This window comes from Mesorhizobium sp. B2-3-14 (genome assembly GCF_006442175.1).
In the GTDB taxonomy this organism is placed as follows: domain Bacteria; phylum Pseudomonadota; class Alphaproteobacteria; order Rhizobiales; family Rhizobiaceae; genus Mesorhizobium; species Mesorhizobium australicum.
Genome location: NZ_VFVP01000001.1, coordinates 770,089 through 788,868 on the forward strand (window position 1 = coordinate 770,089; position 18,780 = coordinate 788,868).

The following is an 18,780-nucleotide window of genomic DNA, read 5'->3' on the forward strand; positions in this document are numbered from 1 at the left end:
GGCACCTTCTCCCCCTAAACGGGGCGAAGGGATGCTCTGGCAACCGCCCAGCTCTTCGGTTAGCCTCCCAAAATTCCTTGGCGGAGGATGAACCTTTTTGGACCGATCGGCGACAGAGCAAACAAGAGCCAGGCGGCTCGACCGGCCATGACAGCGGCGACGGAGACCGATCGCGCGCTGGTCGACCGGGTCGCGAAGGGCGACCGGGCCGCCGTGCGGCTCCTGTTCATGCGTCACCACGCGCGGGTCTACCGCTTCGTGGCGCGCCAGACGGGATCGGAAATGATGGCTGACGATATCGCCAACGAGGTGTTTCTCGAATTGTGGCGCCAGGCGCCGGGTTTCGAAGGGCGCTCCGAAGTCTCGACATGGCTGCTCGGCATCGCCCGCTTCAAGGCGCTGTCGCTGCTGCGCAAGAAGAAGGAAGACTGGATCGACGACGAGGCCGCCGCCGCGGTGCCCGACAGCGCCGACACGCCCGAGGTCGTCACCATGAAGGAGGATAAGGCCGCCGCCTTGCGCCGCCTGATTGATGCCTTGCCCGAGGAGCACCGCACGGTGATCGATCTCGCCTATTATCAGGGCCAATCGGTGACCGAGATCGCCGAGGTGCTCGATATTCCGGTCGCGACCGTCAAAACCCGTATGTTCTACGCCCGCAAGAAACTCGGCGAAGCCCTGAAAGCCGCCGGTTACGACAGGGGGTGGCCATGAGCGCCGCTGAAAAGATGTCGCGCCGCGACGAAATGGAGACGCTGCTGCCGTTCTACCTGAACGGCTCGCTCGAAGGATCGGATCTGGAAGCCGTCGAGGAATGGCTGGCCAACGATCCCTCGGCACTTGCCGCGCTTGGCGAGGCGGAAGCCGAGTTCTCCGGCACGGCGGCGGCCAATGAGGCGATCCGCCCGCCGGCCGATGCGCTCAGCCGCTTCGCCAAGGCGCTGGACGCGGAGGCCGGGCCTGCACGCAGGCCGGCCGGATCGTCCTGGCTGGCGCAGGCGTGGGGCCGTTTCATGGCGGTGCCGGTCGGCGTCGCCTGGGCGGCGGCCGCGGTTCTGCTGGCCTTGATCGCGGTGCAGTCGCTGGTGCAGCCCGGCGGCAGGGGCGGCAATTTCGAGATCGCCGGCGCACAAGACGATCTGGCCAAATTGCCGTTTGCGCTGGTCAAGTTCAAGCCGGACGCCAGGATGGCCGACATTGCCGTCTTCCTCGACGCCAACAAGCTCAAGATCATCGGCGGACCGACCGCCGATGGCATCTTCAGGCTCGCCATTCCGGCGACGACAGCCGCCGACTACGAGAAGGCGCGCAGCCTTGTTGCCGCCCAGCCTTTCGCCGAGACTGTGATCGAGGGAAGGAAACCTGTTGATGGCGGCTGAGGCGGTCATTCGATTTGCGGCTGTCCTTGCGGCGGCGATGACAATCGCCGCCGTGCCTGTGTCGGCGCAGACAAACGACGGCAATCCCGAGCGGGCCAAAATCGATTGCAGCAACGAGGCCAATGCAATGGCGGCCGACTGCGTCAAGGACGGCGACGCCACCAAAGGCGGGTCGGGTGCGGCCCAGGCCAGCGCCGTTTTTCTGCCCGCCTTGATCGTCGACCTTTTCCCCAATCCGGCCGCCCCTCCTGCACCGGTGCCGGCACCACGGCCGGAGCCCGCGACTTCCCCCGGGGGCAACCAGGCCGGCCCACCAGCCAGTGGACCGATCGTCTCGCCGACCGATCTCATCACCGTCCAGTCGCGGCGCGCCGTGACCGGGGAGTTCGTGCCGGACGAGGTGCTGGTGACGGTCGATGGCGATGCCGGTGCCGTGCAGCAGATCGCCGCTTCCTTCGGCCTAGAAGTACGCTCGCAGCGCCAGTCCCGGCTGCTTGGCGCCACTTTGGTGCGTTTCGGCATTCCCGATGGCCGCCCTGTCGGCGTGGTGCTGGCGCAGCTTGCCGCCGACGGCCGCACGCGGCGCCGCGAGCCCAACCACATCTACTCGCTGCAGCAGGCGGCCGGCATCGTCAACTATGCCTTCGACCGCATCGCGCTCGACGCCAAACAGGCCAGCGGCGAGAACGTGCGCGTCGCCGTCATCGATACCGGCATCGACGACAGCAATCCGGCGCTTGCCGGCGTCATCGCCGCGCAGTTCGACGCCATGCCCGACGTGCCGATCGAAAAGCGCGACCACGGCACTTCGATCGACGGTCTGATTGCCGGCGTCGGCCCGCTGGAAGGCATGGCGCCGGGCGCCAGGATCTACCATGCGCGCGCCTTCGAGGGCGGCAAGTCGACCATGGACGTCATTCTGTCGGCGCTCGACTGGGCGGCGGACCAGAATGTCAGCATCATCAATATGAGCTTCGTCGGACCGAAAAACGACCTGCTCGGCACCGCCTGCCGCAATGCACGGGCGCTTGGCATGGTGCTGGTGGCGGCGGCCGGCAATAACGGGCCGAAGGCGCCCTACGGCTATCCGGCCGCCTTTGACGGCGTCATCGCCGTGACGGCCACCGACGCCAAGGATGCGCTGATGCCGCAGGCCAATCGCGGCGCCTATGTGTTCATCTCGGCGCCGGGCGTCGACATGGTGGCGCCGAGCGGTGCCGGCTCGGACGTCGTCACGGGCACCTCGTTTGCCGCGGCAATCGTCAGCGGCGCCATCGCCAACCTCATCCATGCCACGCCCGGCCGCTCCGCCGACGACATCGAGAAGGTGCTTGCGGCGACCGCGAAGGATCTCGGGCTTAAGGGGCGCGACAATGATTTCGGCTACGGCCTGCTGGACATCAAGGCTGCAGGGACTGCGAAGGAATAGCCAGCGACGGCTCACGCGGCGCTTTGCCGGGACGAAGCAGGAACCAGAACGCGGCGATGTGCGTGATCATCAGCAGCGGCACGTAGATGATGGGGATCGCGTAGGTGGCTCCCAACTGCTCCGCGTGCTCGGGAAGGCCTTCCTGAACCGCATGGTAATAGTCGACGACGAGGTCGGCCATTCCGACGAGATTAAAGGCGACGACGAACGACCAGAAGAGCAAGCGAACTCTGACCGTCAGCAATGCCAGCATGGCCAGCACCCCGGTGGCGAAGTCGCCATAGGCAGCGAACATGGCGAAGCCGGCAGGCAGATTGGGGCCGACGACGCCCGGAAGCAGGAACACGAGACCGAAGAAGCGGAAACTGTGCAGCGTGGCAATGGCGCGTTGCGCCGCCATCCGATCCATCGAGACCAGCCATGGCAGGCCATATGCACCGAAGCAAAGCAGCCATGCGACATAGCCCAGGGCGAGTTGGATCTGGAACAGCATCGGCGTTGACATCGGTTTCCTCGCAACAGGTGGCCATGCGGTCCCGCACACTTCGATCGCTAGCTAAGACTGCTTTCATAGTTCGGCCATCCGCTGTAATCAGAACAGCCTATGAAGCAGAGATACACAATCCGACACGGTGCGTTGGACGGGGTCGAGGTGTTCCTGGCCGTCGCGCGGCATCGTAACTTCCGCCGTGCCGCGGCCGAACTGGCGGTAACGCCGTCCGCGGTGAGCCAGGCGGTGCGCGCGCTGGAAGCCCGCATCGGTGCGGCCCTGTTTGCCCGCACGACCCGAAGCGTCGGCCTGACCGAGGCTGGCCAGCGGTTCCTCGACCGCGCCGGACCTGCCTTCAAAGAGATCGTGGCCGCAGGCGAGGTCGCCCGCGATGTCGGCCAGCGGCCGACCGGGCTTTTGCGACTGTCCGTGCCCCGCGCGGTCGTGCCGCTGATCCTGGAGCCGATGATCGCGTCGTTCTGCCGGGCCTATCCCGAGATCGAACTGGAGATCGCCGCCAGCGACGAGATGGTCGATCTCGCCGCCGGCGGATTCGATGCCGGCATCCGGCTGGGCCAGTTCATCGCGCCCGACATGATCGCGGTGCGGCTGACGCCGCCATTCTCCTTCGTGGTCGTCGGCAGCCCGGACTATCTCGAGCGCCACGGCCAGCCCGAACAGATCACCGATCTGCGCCACCACGCCTGCCTGCGCCTGCGCCGCGCGAACGGCGCCGTCGCACCCTGGTCCTTCGCCGACGGCAACGGGGCGATCGAGGCGGTCGTCTCGGGCCCGCTGATCGCGCATGATTATCCAACCTTGCTGGGGGCCGCGATCCAAGGCGTCGGCCTGGCGCAGACGCCTCGGCCTGTCGCCGACGGCGCAATAGAACAGGGAAAACTCAAACCGGTGCTGGAGGACTTTGCCGGCGCGACACCGGGCGTCTTCCTCTATCATCCAGGCAAGCGCCAGGTCCTGCCGAAGCTGCGCGCCTTCATCGATCATCTTAAATCCGCGGTCTGAGACAACGGGCAGAGGCAGCGCAGAAGTCGTTCCAGCAATTGACCCCGCTGGCGAGTGGTCAGGCCGGCGCGCCGGCGACCGATCCCCTGACCACCAGGTCGACCGGCCAGACCTCGCCGCGCGCGCCGTCCTCCAGTCCCGATATCCGCGCCGCCAGCCGCTCGGCGATGCGTGCGCCGGCCAGCCGGATCGACGAGCGCGTCGTGGACAGCGGCACGGAAAAATTCTCCGGCTTCAGCCAGGGAAAAACGTCGTCATGGGCAATCAGCGAGACGTCGCCGGGAATGCTGAGGCCAAGGTCGCGCACCGCGCGCACGACACCGAGCGCCATGATCAGGCTGGAACAGGCGATTGCCGTCGGCGCGCCTTCCTGTTCGAGCAGGCGCCGGGCGGCGCGATAGCCGTTCTCCTCGGTCATGACGAGCGAGCAGACATGGCGATCGTCCAATGCCAGGCCACTCGCGGCCAGCGCCCGGCGCAGGCCGCGCTCGCGGTGGATGGCAAAGGTCTCGCGGTCGTCGCCGTTGATCAGCGCCAGCCGCCGGTGGCCAAGCTGGACGAGCAGCCGCGCGGCTTCGTGGAAGGCGCCTTCATTGTCGATGTCGAGAAAGGGATAGTCGAAATTCAGGCCCTCGCTGCGGCCATGGACGATGAAAGGAATGCCGAGCGTGTTGACCAGCGCCACGCGCCTGTCCTGCGGCCTCGGCGAAGAGATGTAGACGGCATCGACCTGTCGGTTGGCGACGATGCGGCGGTAGGTCGTTTCCTGGTCATCGGCATCGGTCGGTGACAGGACAAGGTCGAGCTCGTGCGAGCGGGCATAGTCGCCAAGACCGGACAGGAATTCGACGAAATGGGGATCGATGTCGACGGCTGCACCCGTCGGCAGGACATAGCCGATCATTCCGGACTTACCCGTGGCCAGCCGGCGCGCACTCGGATTGGGGCGATAGCCGTGGCGCTTGGCTGCGTCCATGACACGCCTGCGGGTTTCCTCGTTGACTTCGGGATAGCCGTTCAGCGCCCGGCTTACCGTGGTCTGGGAAAGCGCCAGCATATGCGCGAGTTGCTTGAGGTTCACGAGAGGCCTCCCTGCCTCAAAGCGCTTTTAAATTGAATCGACCCAAACGCCACAAGGGCGTGGCCACTCCACATGGACCATAAGCGTGCCGGGGCCCGGTTTGAAACGAAAATTGCTGCTGCAGTGCCGAAAAAGCATGTTGCGGTGCAAATTTTTGGACCCTGGCAGACGGCGACTAAATCGATTAGTTCCTGCTCCCCCTTGACACCCGTCCGATTCAGTGGCGAGATCAACAAAGCCAAAGCGCTTTGGAAGACTGTTCGAAAGGTTGCGGTTCCCTTGCGACTGAGTCACAGTCCTGCGGCGTCGGCGGGCGGAATGGAGGTTCCGTCCGGTGTGTATGACCCACTGGGAGGAATACCGATGAAGAAAATGCTTTTGCTGGGTGTTGCGTCTGCCGCATTCGCCCTGAGCGCGCCCGCGCATGCCGAACTGAAGTTCAAGCCGGGCGAGGACAAGCGCTTCAACTGGGCGAATTACGAGGACCTCAAGAAAGTCGACCTCAAGGGCGAGACCCTGACCATCTTCGGACCGTGGCGTGGCGAGGACGAGACGCTTGTCCGGTCGGTACTTGATTATTTCTCCGAAGCCACCGGCGCAGAGGTCAAATATTCCTCGTCCGAGAACTACGAGCAGCAGATCGTCATCGACACCCAGGCCGGCAGCCCGCCCAACATCGCCGTCCTGCCGCAGCCGGGCCTCATCCAGGACCTCGCTTCCAAGGGCGTGCTGACCCCGCTCGGCGACGACGTCGCAGCCTGGGTCAAGGAGAATTACGCCGCCGGCGACTCCTGGGCCAAGCTCGGAACTTACAACGGCAAGGACGGCAAGCCGGGCTTCTATGCCTTTCCCTACAAGATCGACGTGAAGGGGCTGGTCTGGTACTCGCCCGACAATTTCGAGGAAGCTGGCTACAAGGTGCCGAAGACGCAGGAAGAACTTGCCGAACTCGAGAAGAAGATCATCGCCGATGGCGGCAAGCCGTGGTGTATCGGGCTTGGTTCGGGCGGCGCGACGGGCTGGCCGGCGACCGACTGGGTCGAGGACATCATGCTGCGCACGCAGACTCCCGAAGTCTACGACAAGTGGGTGAAGAACGAGATTCCGTTCAACGACCCGGCCGTGGTCAACGCTATCGACATCTTCGGCAAGATCGCCACCGACGACAAGATGGTCGACGGCGGCGCCAAGGCGGTCGCGGCGACCGACTTCCGCGACAGCCCGAAGGGCCTCTTCACCGTACCGCCGAAGTGCTACATGCACCATCAGGCATCGTTCATCCCCTCCTTCTTCCCGGAAGGCGTGAAGCTTGGCCAGGATGCGGACTTCTTCCCCTACCCGCCCTACGGCTCCAAGCCGGAGCTCGGGACGCCGCTGGAAGTCGCCGGAACGCTGGTGATGATCACCAAGGATTCCAAGGCATCGCGCGAATTCATCAAGTTCCTGCAAATGCCGCTCGCGCATGAATTGTGGATGGCACAGAAGAGCTTCGTCACACCCTTCAAGGGGGCCAACAAGGACGCCTATGGCAGCGATGCGCTGAAGAAGCAGGGCGAGATCCTGGTCGGCGCCACGACGGTGCGCTTCGACGGCTCCGACCTGATGCCCGGCAAGGTCGGCGCCGGCTCGTTCTGGACTGGCATGATCGACCTGGTCGGCGGCAAGTCCGCCCAGGACGTCGCCACCGACATCCAGAAGAGCTGGGACGCCATCAAATAGGCCGCTCCGGCGCGACCTGATCTTTCCTCATCTTGCTACTGGATTCGGGCTACGGCCCGGATCCGACCGGCGGGACACGCCGGAAGCTTCGCATTTCGATTGTTCCGAATAACTGAAAGTCGGCGCATCGGTCGCCAGCACCGCTGGCCGGTCACGCGCAGGGAGAGGGACCCATGGCGGCTCAGATTTTCTCGGCAATATTCGTCATCATTATCGGCGTCGGCGGCTGCGTCGCCTATTTCTGGGGCGCCAACAAACTGCTTGACCTGATCTTCCCCGCGCGCGGAGTGTCCGGAGCGGCCGCCGTCAACAATCTGCGCCGGCAGGGATTGGTGCGGCCCTGGTTGTTCGTGGGTCCGGCGCTGATCATCCTGACCATCTACCTGGTCTATCCGGTGATCGCGACACTGTGGCTGTCCTTCTTCGATCGCGGCGGCACGAGTTTCGTGGGGTTCGCCAACTATGAATGGGCGCTGCGCGATCCGGATCTGCGAAACGCCATCCGCAACAACATATTGTGGCTGGCGGTGGTGCCGGCGGCCTGCACCTTCCTCGGCCTGATCATCGCCGTGCTCACCGACAAGATATGGTGGGGAACGATTGCCAAAAGCCTGATCTTCCTGCCGCTGGCCATCTCCTTCGTCGGCGCCAGCGTGATCTGGAAGTTCATCTACGAATATCGTGGCCAGGGCCAGATCCAGATCGGCCTGCTCAACGCCATCATCCAGTATTTCGGCGGCCAGCCGCAGGTCTGGATATCGCTGCCGTTCTGGAACAACTTCTTCCTGATGGTCATCCTGATCTGGATCCAGACCGGCTTTGCCATGGTCATCCTGTCCTCGGCGCTGCGCGGCATCCCCGAAGAAACACTGGAAGCCGCAGTCATAGACGGCGCCAACCCGTTCCAGATCTTCTGGAAGATCATGGTGCCGCAGATCTGGGGCACCATCGCGGTGGTATGGACCACCATCACCATCCTGGTGCTGAAAGTGTTCGACATCGTTCTGACCATGACCAACGGTCAATGGAACAGCCAGGTGCTGGCCAATCTGATGTTCGACTGGATGTTCCGCGGCGGCGGCGATTTCGGCCGCGGCGCGACCATAGCCATCATCATCATGATTGCCGTCATTCCGATCATGGTCTGGAACATCCGCCAGGCCAACAAAGAGACGGGAGGGCACTGAGATGGCCGTCGCGACCGGAAATTCCTTCGCCAGCCGTTTCGGCGTCCATATCGCGGTGCTCGTCTTCGTGGTGATCTGGACCATCCCGACGCTCGGCATCCTCGTTTCGTCGCTGCGCGACAAGGACCAGATCATCGCCTCGGGTTGGTGGAATTCCTTCGCCAGTTCCAGCCAGACGGAAGCCGGGCGACTGCCGGCCGCCTCCACACAGGTAGAAAAGGACGGCAAGTTCGTTCTCCAGGGCAACATCTTCGGCGACGGGGCCAAGCGCGCGATAAGCGCCTTCGGCGTCAAGGCGGCGGCACCGACGCAGTATCCTGCCGGCACATCAGCCGATCTCGGTGACGGCGTGACCCTCCAGATCAAGGCCGACGGCAGCTTCGTCATGGCCTCGCCAAAGGCGTTCGAGGGCGACAGGGGCCAGCGCGTCTACTACGCTTCGTCGGCGCCGCCGAAATTCACCACCGACAATTATCAGACCGTGCTGTTTTCCGAAGGCATCGGCCGCTCGTTCATGAATTCGCTAACGGTCACCATCCCGGCGACCGTCATCCCGATCCTGATCGCGGCCTTTGCGGCTTACGCACTGGCCTGGATGCGCTTTCCAGGCCGCGCGCTCCTGATCGCCGTCGTCATCGGCTTGCTGGTGGTGCCGCTGCAGATGTCGCTCATTCCACTGCTGAAGCTCTACAATGGCGTCGGCACGTTCTTCGGCGTGCCGTCCAAGACCTACCTCGGCATCTGGCTGGCGCATACCGGCTTCGGACTGCCCTTCGCCATCTACCTCTTGCGAAGCTATATTGCCGGCCTGCCGCGCGAGATCATGGAATCGGCGCGCATCGACGGCGCCAGCGATTTCGAGATCTTCGTCAAGATCGTGCTGCCGCTGTCCTTCCCGGTGCTTGCCTCCTTCGCCATCTTCCAATTCCTGTGGGTATGGAACGATCTCCTGGTGGCAATGGTTTTCCTCGGAACGGCGCCCGATCAGATCGTGCTGACGGCCAAGCTCAATGCTCTGCTTGGCTCGCGTGGCGGTAACTGGGAGATCCTGACGACATCGGCCTTCATCACCATCATCGTGCCGCTGATCGTCTTCTTCTCGCTGCAGCGTTATTTCGTCCGCGGGCTGCTGGCCGGCTCGGTGAAAGGAGGTTGAGACCATGCAATCGGCTTTGAAGGCGACTTCGAAACCAGACCCCGCCATCGACCGCGACTGGTGGCGGGGCGCGGTGATCTACCAGATCTATCCGCGCAGCTATCAGGATTCCAATGGCGACGGCATCGGCGACCTCAAGGGCATCATCGGCAGGCTGCCCTACATTGCCGCCCTTGGCGCGGACGCCATCTGGATCTCGCCTTTCTTCAAATCGCCAATGAAGGATTTCGGCTATGACGTCTCGGATTATTGTGACGTCGACCCGATGTTCGGTACGCTGGCGGATTTCGATGCGCTGACGGCGGAGGCGCACCGACTGGGCCTCAAGGTGATGATCGACGAGGTGCTGTCGCATACCGCCGACATCCACCCCTGGTTCAAGGAAAGCCGCTCGAGCCGCACCAATCCCAAGGCCGACTGGTATGTCTGGGCGGATGCAAGACCCGATGGCACGCCGCCCAACAACTGGCTGTCGATCTTTGGCGGCTCGGCCTGGCAATGGGACACCAGCCGCCAGCAATACTACCTGCACAATTTCCTGGCCGAGCAGCCCGACCTCAATTTCCACAACCGCGAAGTCCAGGACGCGCTGCTCGACGTCACCCGCTTCTGGCTGGAACGCGGCGTCGACGGCTTTCGCCTCGACACCATCAATTTTTACTTCCACAGCCAGGGGCTGGAAAACAACCCGCCGCTGCCGCCGGAACAGCGCAACGACCAGACCGCGCCGGCGGTCAATCCCTACAACTACCAGGACCATATCTACGACAAAAGCCGACCGGAGAACCTCGCCTTCCTCGAGCGCTTCCGGGCGCTGCTCGACGAGTACCCGGCGACCGCCGCGGTCGGCGAAGTCGGCGATTCGCAACGCGGGCTGGACGTGGTCGCCGCCTATACCGCCGGCGGCAAGCGCGTGCATATGTGCTATTCCTTCGACTTCCTGGCGCCGGAAAAGATCAGCGCCGCCAAGGTCCGCTCGGTGCTGGAAGCTTTTGGCCGGGTGGCCAGCGACGGCTGGTCGTGCTGGGCGTTTTCCAACCATGACGTGATGCGACCGGCCTCGCGCTGGGCCGCCGACGAGGCGGACCCGTCGGCCTATCTCAAGGTCATCTCGGCATTGCTGATGTCGCTGCGCGGTTCGGTCTGCATCTACCAGGGCGAAGAACTCGGCCTCGGCGAGGCCGACCTGCGCTTCGAGGATCTGCAGGATCCCTACGGCATCCGTTTCTGGCCTGAATTCAAGGGCCGCGACGGCTGCCGCACGCCCATGGTGTGGGATGGCAATGCAAGGAATGGCGGCTTCTCCCAGGCAAAACCCTGGTTGCCGGTACCGGCCGAGCATCTGCCGCAGGCGGTCAACGTGCAGCAAGGCGACGAAACCTCCCTGCTTGAGCATTACCGGCGCTTTCTTTCTTTCCGCCGCGCCCATCCGGCGCTGGCCAAGGGGGACATCGCCTTCATCGAAAGCCAGGGCGACACCGTCGCCTTCACCCGCCGGTCGGGCAATGAGGAGATCGTCTGCGTCTTCAATCTGGGCGCAAGGCCGGCGAAGGTTGACCTCGGCAACCGAACCCTGCAACCTTTGCCGGGACACGGGCTCTCCGGGCAGGCGAGCACCGGGTCGGTCGAGCTCGGCGGCTATGGCGCCTGGTTCGGACGCATAGGCTGAAACATCCGAGGAATCACTGGAGGAAACCAATGGCCGATGTCAATTTGAGACAAGTGAAGAAGTCCTATGGCAATCTTAACATTCTCCACGGCATTGACCTCGACATCAAATCGGGCGAGTTCATAGTCTTCGTCGGCCCGTCGGGCTGCGGCAAGTCGACCTTGCTGCGCTCGATCGCCGGGCTCGAGGAAATCACGTCGGGTGAACTCAAGATCGACGGCCAGGTGGTCAACGACGTGCCACCCTCGAAGCGCGGCATCGCCATGGTGTTCCAGTCCTATGCCCTCTACCCCCACATGACCGTCTACGACAACATGGCCTTCTCGATGAAGATCGGTGGGGAAAGCAAGGCCGAGATCGACAAAAGGGTTCGGCAAGCCGCCGAGATCCTGCAGCTGACCAAATATCTCGACCGTCTGCCCAAGGCGATGTCGGGCGGCCAGCGGCAGCGCGTCGCCATCGGCCGCGCCATCGTGCGCAATCCGAAGGTGTTCCTGTTCGACGAACCGCTGTCGAACCTTGACGCCGCATTGCGCGTTGCGACGCGCATCGAGATCGCCAAGCTCAAGGAATCGATGCCCAACACGACCATGATCTACGTCACGCACGACCAGGTCGAGGCGATGACGCTGGCCGACCGCATCGTCGTGCTGAAGGACGGGCACATCGAGCAGGTCGGCACGCCCATGGAACTCTACAAGAACCCCGGCAACCTCTTCGTCGCCCAGTTCATCGGCTCGCCGGCCATGAACATCCTGCCGGCGACGGTCGACAAGACGGGCAATCCGACCATCGTCAGCCATGTCGGCGGCCGCAAGGCGACGGTGCCGATCGCGACACCTGCTTCGGCAAAGGGAGCGGCGGTCAGCTTCGGCGTACGGCCGGAAGATCTCGCGATCGCCAGCGGTGCGGATTATCTGTTCGAGGGGACCGTCGATTATCTCGAACAGCTTGGCGAGGTCCAGCTGGTCTATGTCGATATCGGCCGGGCCGACCTGCCGCTGGTGACCAAGCTGCCGGGCAATGTCGAGGTCAAGCGCGGCTCGACGCTGCGGCTGACCGCCAATGCCGGCGATCTCCATATCTTCGATGCCGATGGTCGCTCCTTTGCCCTCCACGAAGCGGAAGCAAAGGCGGCCTGAAGACGGCCGTCCGGTAATGAAAGAACAAGAGCGGCGGGCCTGGCCCGCCGCTGTTCTTGTCTGCACAGGCTGGTTAGTTGTTGCCGAAGAGATTGCGATCGGCACCCTGATGGGCCGGCTTCTGCACGTCGCCGGACGAGTTGAGCAGCTTGTAGACAGGCGAATCGCTGTTGCGGATCGCACCTGTATGCGACGTATCGACATTGACAGTCGACGAAGCAGTGGGCTGGTTGACGCCGTTGGAGCCATAATTGTCGCTGCCGGCGAAGGCGCTGCCGGAGACGGCCAGAACGGCGGCGGCGGCAATGAGGATCTTGTTCATTTTAGGTACTCCTGAATTTTGGAAGTCCCGCGGACCGGCGGGCCAGAGCCCACCGGCCGTGGGATGGCCGTTAATGGCCGAAGAGGTTGCGGTCGCTGCCCTGCTGGACAGGCGCCGAGGTGGCCGGAGCCGACTTGCCGATCGACGCGGTGTTCGAATTGTCGGTCGAAGCGGCAGCAGCCTGGTTGGCGCCGTTGGAGCCATAGTTGTCGCTGCCGGCGAAAGCGCTGCCGGAGAGAGCCAGAACGGCAGCGGCAGCAATGAGGATCTTGTTCATTTTAATACTCCTGAATTTGTAGGGTCCACCAGCGCGGCAGGGTCACCCGCCGCGTGCCGGGGATCGCTATTAATTGTTGCCGAAGAGGTTGTGGTCGGCGCCCGTCACAGGCGTCTGGGCAGCCGGCTCCGACTTCTTAGTCGAAGCGGTGTAGGAGCTGTCGACAGTAGCCGTGGGGGTCGCGGCGTTCGAACCATAATGGTCGCTGCTAGCGAAGGCGCTGCCGGAAATAGCCAGAAGGGCGGCGGCAGTGAGAATGATCTTTTTCATTTTTGTACTCCAGTATTTTTCCCGTCCGTCTAGCGGCGTGTCTTGGGATTAAATCGCGTCGTTCGGACAGCCCCGATGTGGGAGAGCCCCCTTGCCGTTTCCAATCACGAAGTTGTTCAGCGTGGACCATGACTCCACCACTTGAAATTGTACCAACGCCTTCTACATGTCTTATTTTTCCGTTTGATATCAAATAGTTGTCTGAGATCATAACCCGATCACCAACTGTGTCGGAAGGCTGGGCGTTCACACCGTCCTGCACGCACCGTCAACAGAAACGAACCGTTCGGTTCGATTTTAGACTCTGCTAATAGTCACTTTTCGAAACCATTAACCCTTTTCCGGCCCGGCTGAGGGTCGAAAACTGTGCCCGCGCGCCTGGCGAGAAGAGGCGATTCCCCCGCTGCAACCGCGCCGGGACGATCCCGCGTACGTGTCGCGCCGCATGGATGCGATGTCGCTTTCGTGCCGATGTCGCAAACCCTGTCGTGATTAGATCGAGCGATCTCAGGTGCCGCTGCGTGACGACGGAGCGGAGAATTGGGAAGCCGGTCAGATTCCGGCGCTGCCCCCGCAACGGTGGTGGAGTTCAAGTCGCAACGGGAGACCACTGGGCGAAAGCCTGGGAAGGTGTCGCGATGGTCCGCCAGGACAACTCCAGAGCCCGGAAACCAGCCCGAGATCGCTAGAACTCGACTGATCGCGGTGGGCGGTCAAGGGGCGGATGGTGTTGTCCGGCTTCGCCGGCTTGCGCCCAGTCCTTCCTCCATCACCACCAGTTCAGTCCTTGAAAATGAGGACAGGACATGGACGCGCGCAACGACATGCTGAGGCTTTTGAACGGCCGCAGACAGGGCCTTTCGCTGGAACAGCCCTTCTATACCGACCCGGACTACTTCAAGCTTGACATGGAACTGATCTGGTATCGCGACTGGCTGTTCATCGGCCATGATTGCGAGTTGCCCAAGCCGGGCAGCTTCATCACCGTGCAGATCGGCGACTATCCGGTCGTGCTGGTGCGCGATCAGCAGGGCAAGATCAACGCTTTCCACAATTCCTGCCGCCATCGCGGCAGCCGCGTCTGCAACACCGACAAGGGCATGGCCGCCAAACTGGTGTGTCCCTATCACCAGTGGACCTACGAACTCGACGGCCGGCTGCTGTTCGCCCGCCAGATGGCCGATGGGTTCGACAAGAGCCAGTTCGGGCTCAAGCCGGTCGCCTGCGAAAGCGTCGCCGGCTATGTCTTCATCTGCCTGGCCAAGGAGCCCGCCGACTTCGCGCCGATGCAGGCGATGATCGAGCCCTATCTCCAGCCGCACCGGCTGAGCGAGGCCAAGATCGCCTTCGAGAGCACGATCATCGAGAAGGGCAACTGGAAGCTGGTCTGGGAAAACAACCGCGAATGCTACCATTGCGCGGGCAACCATCCTGAGCTGTGCAAGACCTTCCCGGAAGCGCCGACCGTGACCGGCGTGCAAGGCGCCGACAGCGATCCGGAGATGCTGGCCCACTGGGCGAAGTGCGAAGCTGTTGGCCTGCCCAGCAAGTTTCGCATCGACCCGGCCGGACAATACCGCGCCACCCGCGCGCCGCTGCTGCGCGATGCCCAGAGCTACACGATGACCGGCAAGCGGGCGGTGAAGAAGAACCTGTCCGACAGCGTCTCGGCCGACCGGATCGGCACGCTGATGCACTATCACTACCCGACAACCTGGAACCATATCCTCGTGGATCATGCGGTGACGTTCCGCGTGCTGCCGGTCAGCGCCACGGAAACAGCGGTTACGACCAAATGGCTGGTCCACAAGGATGCCGTGGAAGGCGTCGACTACGATCTCGCCGAACTCACCCATGTCTGGACCGAGACCAACGACCAGGACCGCCGCATCGTCGAGGAAAATGCCTTCGGCATCCTGTCGCCGGCCTACGAGCCCGGTCCCTATTCGGAGCTGCACGAGGGCGGCGTCATCCAGTTCGTCGACTGGTACGCGCGCTTTATCGGCCCACGGCTTTCCGAAGACGGCCGGCCTGCTCTGCGCAGTGTCGCCTAGCGCATGTCGGCCAAAACTGTGCAGCGGCTTTGGGATCACGACACGCCCAAAATGAAAGGTATGCAGGGATGAACGCCATGACTGATCTTGGCCTCTATCGCCACCTCGACCAGATGGCGCCGTGGAACGACAGGCTGCAGGTGCTGGAAGTAACCGGCGTCAGCGACGAGGCGCCCGACGTCAAGACCTTCACCTTCCGCTCCGACAACCAGACCTGGTTCCGCTACAAGCCGGGCCAGTTCGTGACGCTGGAATTGCCGACACCGGACGGCCCGCTGATGCGCACCTACACGCTGTCATCATCGCCGTCACGGCCATTCTCGATCGCGGTGACGGTGAAGGCGCAGGCGGGCAGCGTCGGCACACGCTGGATGTTCGATCACCTGACGCCCGGCTCGCACGTCAAGGCCTATGGACCGGGCGGCGACTTTTCGCTGCACAGCCACCCGGCGGCGAAATACCTGTTCATCTCGGCCGGTTCGGGCGTGACGCCGATGATGTCGATGCTGCGCTGGCTGAACGACTGCGCGCCATGGACCGATGTCGGCTTCGTCAATTGCGCGCGGCGCCCGGAAGAGATCATCTTTCGCAAGGAACTCGAACTGCTCGGCGGCCATATGCCGGGGCTGTCGCTCGGCTTCATGATCGAGGAGCGGTCGAGCCGCGAGGGCTGGTACGGCCATATGGGCCGCATCGACGCCATCCGGCTGCCGCTCCTGGCGCCCGATTTCCGCGAACGCGAAATCTTCTGCTGCGGCCCCGACCCTTTCATGCGCGCCGTGCGCGGCATGCTGGAGGCCGCCGGGTTCGACATGGCAAAATACCATCAAGAGAGCTTTGCCGCGCCGGCGATGGAGGAAATCCCAGCGCCGTTTGCCTCGCCGGCTGAAGACGGCGCGGCGATTTGCGTCGAAGCCGCGACGCCGATCCGCTTCGCGCTTTCGGATGTCGACGCCGACTGTGTCGCCGGCCAGACCGTGCTGCAGACGGCGCGCGCCTCGGGCGTGCGAATACCGGCCGCCTGCGAATTCGGCCTGTGCGGAACTTGCAAAGTGAAGAAAGTCTCCGGCAGCGTCGAGATGAGCCACAATGGCGGCATCCTCGATCATGAGATCGATGATGGCTTCATCCTGGCCTGTTGTTCCAAGCCATTGTCGCCGCTTGAAATCGAGGCTTGATCCGCCCGGCTTTCGACTGAACCCGGAAATGGTCCCGCGTTGCCGGCAAAGGTTACCTTGCCAAGGAAGACCTGAAAGTTTACAGGCGTTGTTGGTGGAAGCGGTCCTGCTGGCGGGCAGGAAATGCAGGACGGGGCAACAATGACGCATGACTCCCACGCCTATGCGGTAGCGAGCCGGGATATCGTTTTCGAATCTTTCGATGGCGAGGCCGTGGTGCTCAATCTTGCCAATGGCAAATATTTCGGCTTTTCCGATTCCGGCAGCAAGGTATGGCAGGCGCTTTCATCCGGCGCGGACGCCCAGGCTCTGGTCGGGCTGAGCGCCGGCGGCTCGACAATAGGCCAGGCCGAACTCGAACGCTTCATATCGCAATTGCTCGAATTGGGTTTGCTGGTGCGCTTGGACGCGGCGGCGCAGCCTTTGCCGGGCGATTTGCCTGCCGAGCTTGCCGCCACGAACGAGCCGCTCAATGTGAGCATTCACGACGACCTCGCCGACCTGATCGTCGTTGATCCCATCCACGAGGTCGAGGAACCTCTCGGCTGGCCGGCGGTCAAGCAGGCTTCCTGACGGGGCGGCCGCAGCGTGATGGAAGGCGATTGATGCCGCGCGTCACGCTCGAAACCTTGCCGGATTACGCCAGGTATCTCATCGCCGCCGCTGAAGGCGCGGCCGCGCGCTATCCGACCATGCGAAAGGTTCGCCTGCCCTGGCTTGAACTGACCGTGCATCTCGGTCACGGCGTGCTTGCCGATGCATTGGGCCATGCTTTTGTCGAGCCCGGGCATGACCAGCCGGCACCGTCCACGGGTCGCATCTTCATCGCGCATCCCGGCATTGACGGCATCCCGGAGCCGGCGCACTGGGGCGATGCCCATTTCACCGAGCACGGTTTTGCCAAACAGCTCGCCGAAGCCGGTTTGCGCGGGCACCATTTCCACGACCTCGATTTCTGGCAGGTCTACGATCCGCACCGCCGCGTCGGCGTGCAGCTGATGGCCTCGGCCGATGCCTTTCCGCCCTGGGAGCCGGGAGCACCGCTGCGCGCCTTCCTGCACTGGGAATATGCGGCGCGCGGCATGCGGCTGACCCATGCCGGCACGCTCAGCATCGACGGCAAGGGTATTCTGCTTGCCGGCTCGGGCGGGGCCGGGAAATCGGGGACCGTCGCCGCCGGCCTCCTCAACGGGCTCGACAGTGTCGGCGACGACTATGTGCTGATCGATCTCACCGACGGCGTGACCGCGCGCCCGCTTTTTTCGACGTTGAAGCAGGACACGAAAGGTTTCGCCCGGCTGGGCCTGCGGCAGCGGCTAACGGCGCAAGGCCCGCTCAACTGGCAAGGCAAGCACACGTTCCATATTCACGATATCGCGCCTCGGCCGGTGCCCGCCATGCTGGACATCGTCGCGCTGGTGGTGCCACATATCAGCGGAGGCGGAGCAAGTTCGATTATGCCGGTGTCGCGCAGGGATGCCATGATTGCCTTGGCGCCGTCCGGCATCGCCCAGATGCCGGGCGAGCGCGAAAGCGGCTTTCGCTTCTTCAGCGAATTGACGCGCCACCTGCCGTGCTTCCGTTTGTCCCTCGGCACCGACCCGGCAGAGATCGCCGGCACGATCGAGGATTTCCTGACACGAGGCGCCCGGTGAAGCTCAGCGTGATCATGCCTGTGTACAATCGCGAGCGCTATGTCGTCTCGGCCTTGCGCTCGCTCGTGCGGCAGCACGATGCCGCCGATCTCGACATCATCGTGATCGACGACGGCTCGACCGACGGGTCGGCGGAGGCCGTGCGTTCGATGATGGCCCTGAACCCCTGCATTCGCCTTTTCCGGCAAGAGAACATGGGCGTGACCCGGGCCCGCAACGCTGGTCTCAGACTGCTCACGCCGGAAACGGAGCTCGTGTCGTTCCTCGATTCGGATGATGTCTCGCCTGCGGGACGATTCAAGGCCGATATCGCATGCTTTGACGCCGACCCCGCTCTGGAGCTTACCTATTCCCTGATGATGATGGTCGAACACATCGACGACGATCTGCTGGAACCCTGCCCCGGCAGCCATTTCATGACCGTGCGGGGAATTCATCTGTCGTCAGGCATTTTCTCGCGTAAGCTCATCGAACGGATCGGCGGCTTCGATGAGGCCTTCGGCCAGGCCGAAGACACAGACTACCTGCTGCGCACCTTTGAAAGCGGCCCCAGATTCGTCCTGCCGGATACCGTGTCGCTTTACTACCGACGTCATCCCGGCAACATGACGAAGCAGGTCGACACGTCCCTTCGGGAATTCTTGCGGGCCATCCACAAATCGATGAAACGGCGCAAGGCCGACCCTTCACTGCGCGGGATCGAAGGCATCTTCGATGTCAAAGAACTCGCCAACTGGCGCTTCATGTAG

The 18,780-nt window shown here is 63.2% G+C and carries 19 protein-coding genes and 1 riboswitch; of the genes, 14 read left to right on the forward strand and 5 right to left on the reverse strand.

The features are described 5' to 3' along the window. The first annotated feature begins 147 nt into the window (after positions 1-147). Genes FJ950_RS03530 through FJ950_RS03540 form a run of 3 tightly spaced genes read left to right on the forward strand, consistent with a single transcriptional unit; the run spans position 148 to position 2,808 of the window. On the forward strand, positions 148-714 hold the full coding sequence (locus FJ950_RS03530; RefSeq protein WP_023772366.1) for a sigma-70 family RNA polymerase sigma factor: 567 nt from the start codon (positions 148-150) through the stop codon (positions 712-714). Continuing rightward, entirely contained in the window at positions 711-1,379 is a 669-nt protein-coding gene (locus FJ950_RS03535) for an anti-sigma factor (RefSeq protein ID WP_140615080.1), read from the forward strand. Before FJ950_RS03530 ends, FJ950_RS03535 begins: the two co-directional genes overlap by 4 nt. Beyond that, positions 1,369-2,808: a S8 family serine peptidase gene (locus tag FJ950_RS03540; protein ID WP_140615082.1), complete on the forward strand. Its 1,440-nt coding sequence runs from the start codon at positions 1,369-1,371 to the stop codon at positions 2,806-2,808. The genes FJ950_RS03535 and FJ950_RS03540 overlap by 11 nt, the downstream gene beginning before the upstream one ends. Here FJ950_RS03540 and FJ950_RS03545 read toward each other — a convergent pair. Next, positions 2,780-3,313 (reverse strand): hypothetical protein, encoded by a 534-nt coding sequence (locus FJ950_RS03545; RefSeq protein WP_140615084.1) that lies wholly within the window; start codon positions 3,311-3,313, stop codon positions 2,780-2,782. The two genes, FJ950_RS03540 and FJ950_RS03545, sit on opposite strands and share 29 nt — an antisense overlap. A gap of 99 nt (positions 3,314-3,412) precedes the next feature. Here FJ950_RS03545 and FJ950_RS03550 point away from each other — a divergent pair, with 99 nt between their 5' ends. After that, on the forward strand, positions 3,413-4,321 hold the full coding sequence (locus tag FJ950_RS03550) for a LysR family transcriptional regulator (protein ID WP_140615086.1): 909 nt from the start codon (positions 3,413-3,415) through the stop codon (positions 4,319-4,321). A 58-nt stretch (positions 4,322-4,379) separates the two neighbouring features. On the opposite strand, the gene FJ950_RS03555 is transcribed toward FJ950_RS03550, so the two are convergent. Further along, the gene (locus tag FJ950_RS03555) at positions 4,380-5,402 is read right to left on the reverse strand and encodes a substrate-binding domain-containing protein (protein ID WP_140615088.1); all 1,023 of its coding nucleotides are present in this window, start codon (positions 5,400-5,402) and stop codon (positions 4,380-4,382) included. Positions 5,403-5,765: 363 nt separating this feature from the next. Here FJ950_RS03555 and FJ950_RS03560 point away from each other — a divergent pair, with 363 nt between their 5' ends. The 5 genes from FJ950_RS03560 (at position 5,766) to ugpC (ending at position 12,275) form a co-directional block, all read left to right on the forward strand. Continuing rightward, the gene (locus tag FJ950_RS03560) at positions 5,766-7,121 is read left to right on the forward strand and encodes an ABC transporter substrate-binding protein (protein WP_140615090.1); all 1,356 of its coding nucleotides are present in this window, start codon (positions 5,766-5,768) and stop codon (positions 7,119-7,121) included. Between the two features lie 173 nt (positions 7,122-7,294). After that, a complete protein-coding gene (locus FJ950_RS03565) occupies positions 7,295-8,308 on the forward strand; it encodes a sugar ABC transporter permease (RefSeq protein ID WP_140615092.1) in 1,014 nt (337 codons plus the stop codon). 1 nt (position 8,309) lies between these two features. Then, positions 8,310-9,464 (forward strand): carbohydrate ABC transporter permease, encoded by a 1,155-nt coding sequence (locus FJ950_RS03570; RefSeq protein ID WP_140615094.1) that lies wholly within the window; start codon positions 8,310-8,312, stop codon positions 9,462-9,464. A gap of 4 nt (positions 9,465-9,468) precedes the next feature. After that, on the forward strand, positions 9,469-11,133 hold the full coding sequence (locus FJ950_RS03575; protein ID WP_140615096.1) for an alpha-glucosidase: 1,665 nt from the start codon (positions 9,469-9,471) through the stop codon (positions 11,131-11,133). 29 nt (positions 11,134-11,162) lie between these two features. Beyond that, the gene (gene ugpC, locus FJ950_RS03580) at positions 11,163-12,275 is read left to right on the forward strand and encodes a sn-glycerol-3-phosphate ABC transporter ATP-binding protein UgpC (protein ID WP_140615098.1); all 1,113 of its coding nucleotides are present in this window, start codon (positions 11,163-11,165) and stop codon (positions 12,273-12,275) included. Between the two features lie 73 nt (positions 12,276-12,348). Here ugpC and FJ950_RS03585 read toward each other — a convergent pair whose 3' ends face one another. The 3 genes from FJ950_RS03585 to FJ950_RS03595 all read right to left on the reverse strand — a co-directional run bounded on the left by FJ950_RS03585 (position 12,349) and on the right by FJ950_RS03595 (position 13,144). After that, positions 12,349-12,597, reverse strand: a complete 249-nt coding sequence (locus tag FJ950_RS03585; protein WP_015314341.1) for a DUF680 domain-containing protein — start codon at positions 12,595-12,597, stop codon at positions 12,349-12,351. Between the two features lie 70 nt (positions 12,598-12,667). Then, on the reverse strand, positions 12,668-12,874 hold the full coding sequence (locus tag FJ950_RS03590) for a DUF680 domain-containing protein (protein ID WP_015314342.1): 207 nt from the start codon (positions 12,872-12,874) through the stop codon (positions 12,668-12,670). Positions 12,875-12,943: 69 nt separating this feature from the next. After that, entirely contained in the window at positions 12,944-13,144 is a 201-nt protein-coding gene (locus tag FJ950_RS03595; RefSeq protein ID WP_015314343.1) for a DUF680 domain-containing protein, read from the reverse strand. A gap of 492 nt (positions 13,145-13,636) precedes the next feature. Beyond that, positions 13,637-13,839, forward strand: a riboswitch (cobalamin riboswitch). 111 nt (positions 13,840-13,950) lie between these two features. Here FJ950_RS03595 and FJ950_RS03600 point away from each other — a divergent pair. The 5 genes from FJ950_RS03600 (at position 13,951) to FJ950_RS03620 (ending at position 18,780) form a co-directional block, all read left to right on the forward strand. Next, a complete protein-coding gene (locus tag FJ950_RS03600) occupies positions 13,951-15,198 on the forward strand; it encodes an aromatic ring-hydroxylating dioxygenase subunit alpha (protein WP_140615100.1) in 1,248 nt (415 codons plus the stop codon). A 77-nt stretch (positions 15,199-15,275) separates the two neighbouring features. Next, positions 15,276-16,376, forward strand: coding sequence for a hybrid-cluster NAD(P)-dependent oxidoreductase (locus tag FJ950_RS03605; RefSeq protein WP_140615102.1), 1,101 nt, complete (start codon positions 15,276-15,278; stop codon positions 16,374-16,376). 141 nt (positions 16,377-16,517) lie between these two features. Beyond that, entirely contained in the window at positions 16,518-16,949 is a 432-nt protein-coding gene (locus tag FJ950_RS03610) for a PqqD family peptide modification chaperone (protein ID WP_140615104.1), read from the forward strand. Positions 16,950-16,981: 32 nt separating this feature from the next. After that, the gene (locus tag FJ950_RS03615; protein WP_140615106.1) at positions 16,982-18,031 is read left to right on the forward strand and encodes a serine kinase; all 1,050 of its coding nucleotides are present in this window, start codon (positions 16,982-16,984) and stop codon (positions 18,029-18,031) included. Then, on the forward strand, positions 18,028-18,780 hold the full coding sequence (locus FJ950_RS03620) for a glycosyltransferase family A protein (RefSeq protein ID WP_140615108.1): 753 nt from the start codon (positions 18,028-18,030) through the stop codon (positions 18,778-18,780). Before FJ950_RS03615 ends, FJ950_RS03620 begins: the two co-directional genes overlap by 4 nt.

What these genes read in the sequence shown, in the direction of transcription:
- FJ950_RS03550 (WP_140615086.1), top strand. Translation starts at nt 3,413, where the DNA reads ATGAAGCAGAGATACACAATCCGACACGGTGCGTTGGACGGGGTCGAG.
- FJ950_RS03590 (WP_015314342.1), bottom strand. Translation starts at nt 12,874, where the DNA reads ATGAACAAGATCCTCATTGCTGCCGCTGCCGTTCTGGCTCTCTCCGGC.
- FJ950_RS03540 (WP_140615082.1), top strand. Translation starts at nt 1,369, where the DNA reads ATGGCGGCTGAGGCGGTCATTCGATTTGCGGCTGTCCTTGCGGCGGCG.
- FJ950_RS03585 (WP_015314341.1), bottom strand. Translation starts at nt 12,597, where the DNA reads ATGAACAAGATCCTCATTGCCGCCGCCGCCGTTCTGGCCGTCTCCGGC.
- FJ950_RS03595 (WP_015314343.1), bottom strand. Translation starts at nt 13,144, where the DNA reads ATGAAAAAGATCATTCTCACTGCCGCCGCCCTTCTGGCTATTTCCGGC.
- FJ950_RS03615 (WP_140615106.1), top strand. Translation starts at nt 16,982, where the DNA reads ATGCCGCGCGTCACGCTCGAAACCTTGCCGGATTACGCCAGGTATCTC.
- FJ950_RS03545 (WP_140615084.1), bottom strand. Translation starts at nt 3,313, where the DNA reads ATGTCAACGCCGATGCTGTTCCAGATCCAACTCGCCCTGGGCTATGTC.
- FJ950_RS03575 (WP_140615096.1), top strand. Translation starts at nt 9,469, where the DNA reads ATGCAATCGGCTTTGAAGGCGACTTCGAAACCAGACCCCGCCATCGAC.
- FJ950_RS03560 (WP_140615090.1), top strand. Translation starts at nt 5,766, where the DNA reads ATGAAGAAAATGCTTTTGCTGGGTGTTGCGTCTGCCGCATTCGCCCTG.
- FJ950_RS03610 (WP_140615104.1), top strand. Translation starts at nt 16,518, where the DNA reads ATGACGCATGACTCCCACGCCTATGCGGTAGCGAGCCGGGATATCGTT.
- FJ950_RS03530 (WP_023772366.1), top strand. Translation starts at nt 148, where the DNA reads ATGACAGCGGCGACGGAGACCGATCGCGCGCTGGTCGACCGGGTCGCG.
- FJ950_RS03570 (WP_140615094.1), top strand. Translation starts at nt 8,310, where the DNA reads ATGGCCGTCGCGACCGGAAATTCCTTCGCCAGCCGTTTCGGCGTCCAT.
- FJ950_RS03605 (WP_140615102.1), top strand. Translation starts at nt 15,276, where the DNA reads ATGACTGATCTTGGCCTCTATCGCCACCTCGACCAGATGGCGCCGTGG.
- FJ950_RS03600 (WP_140615100.1), top strand. Translation starts at nt 13,951, where the DNA reads ATGGACGCGCGCAACGACATGCTGAGGCTTTTGAACGGCCGCAGACAG.
- ugpC (WP_140615098.1), top strand. Translation starts at nt 11,163, where the DNA reads ATGGCCGATGTCAATTTGAGACAAGTGAAGAAGTCCTATGGCAATCTT.
- FJ950_RS03535 (WP_140615080.1), top strand. Translation starts at nt 711, where the DNA reads ATGAGCGCCGCTGAAAAGATGTCGCGCCGCGACGAAATGGAGACGCTG.
- FJ950_RS03565 (WP_140615092.1), top strand. Translation starts at nt 7,295, where the DNA reads ATGGCGGCTCAGATTTTCTCGGCAATATTCGTCATCATTATCGGCGTC.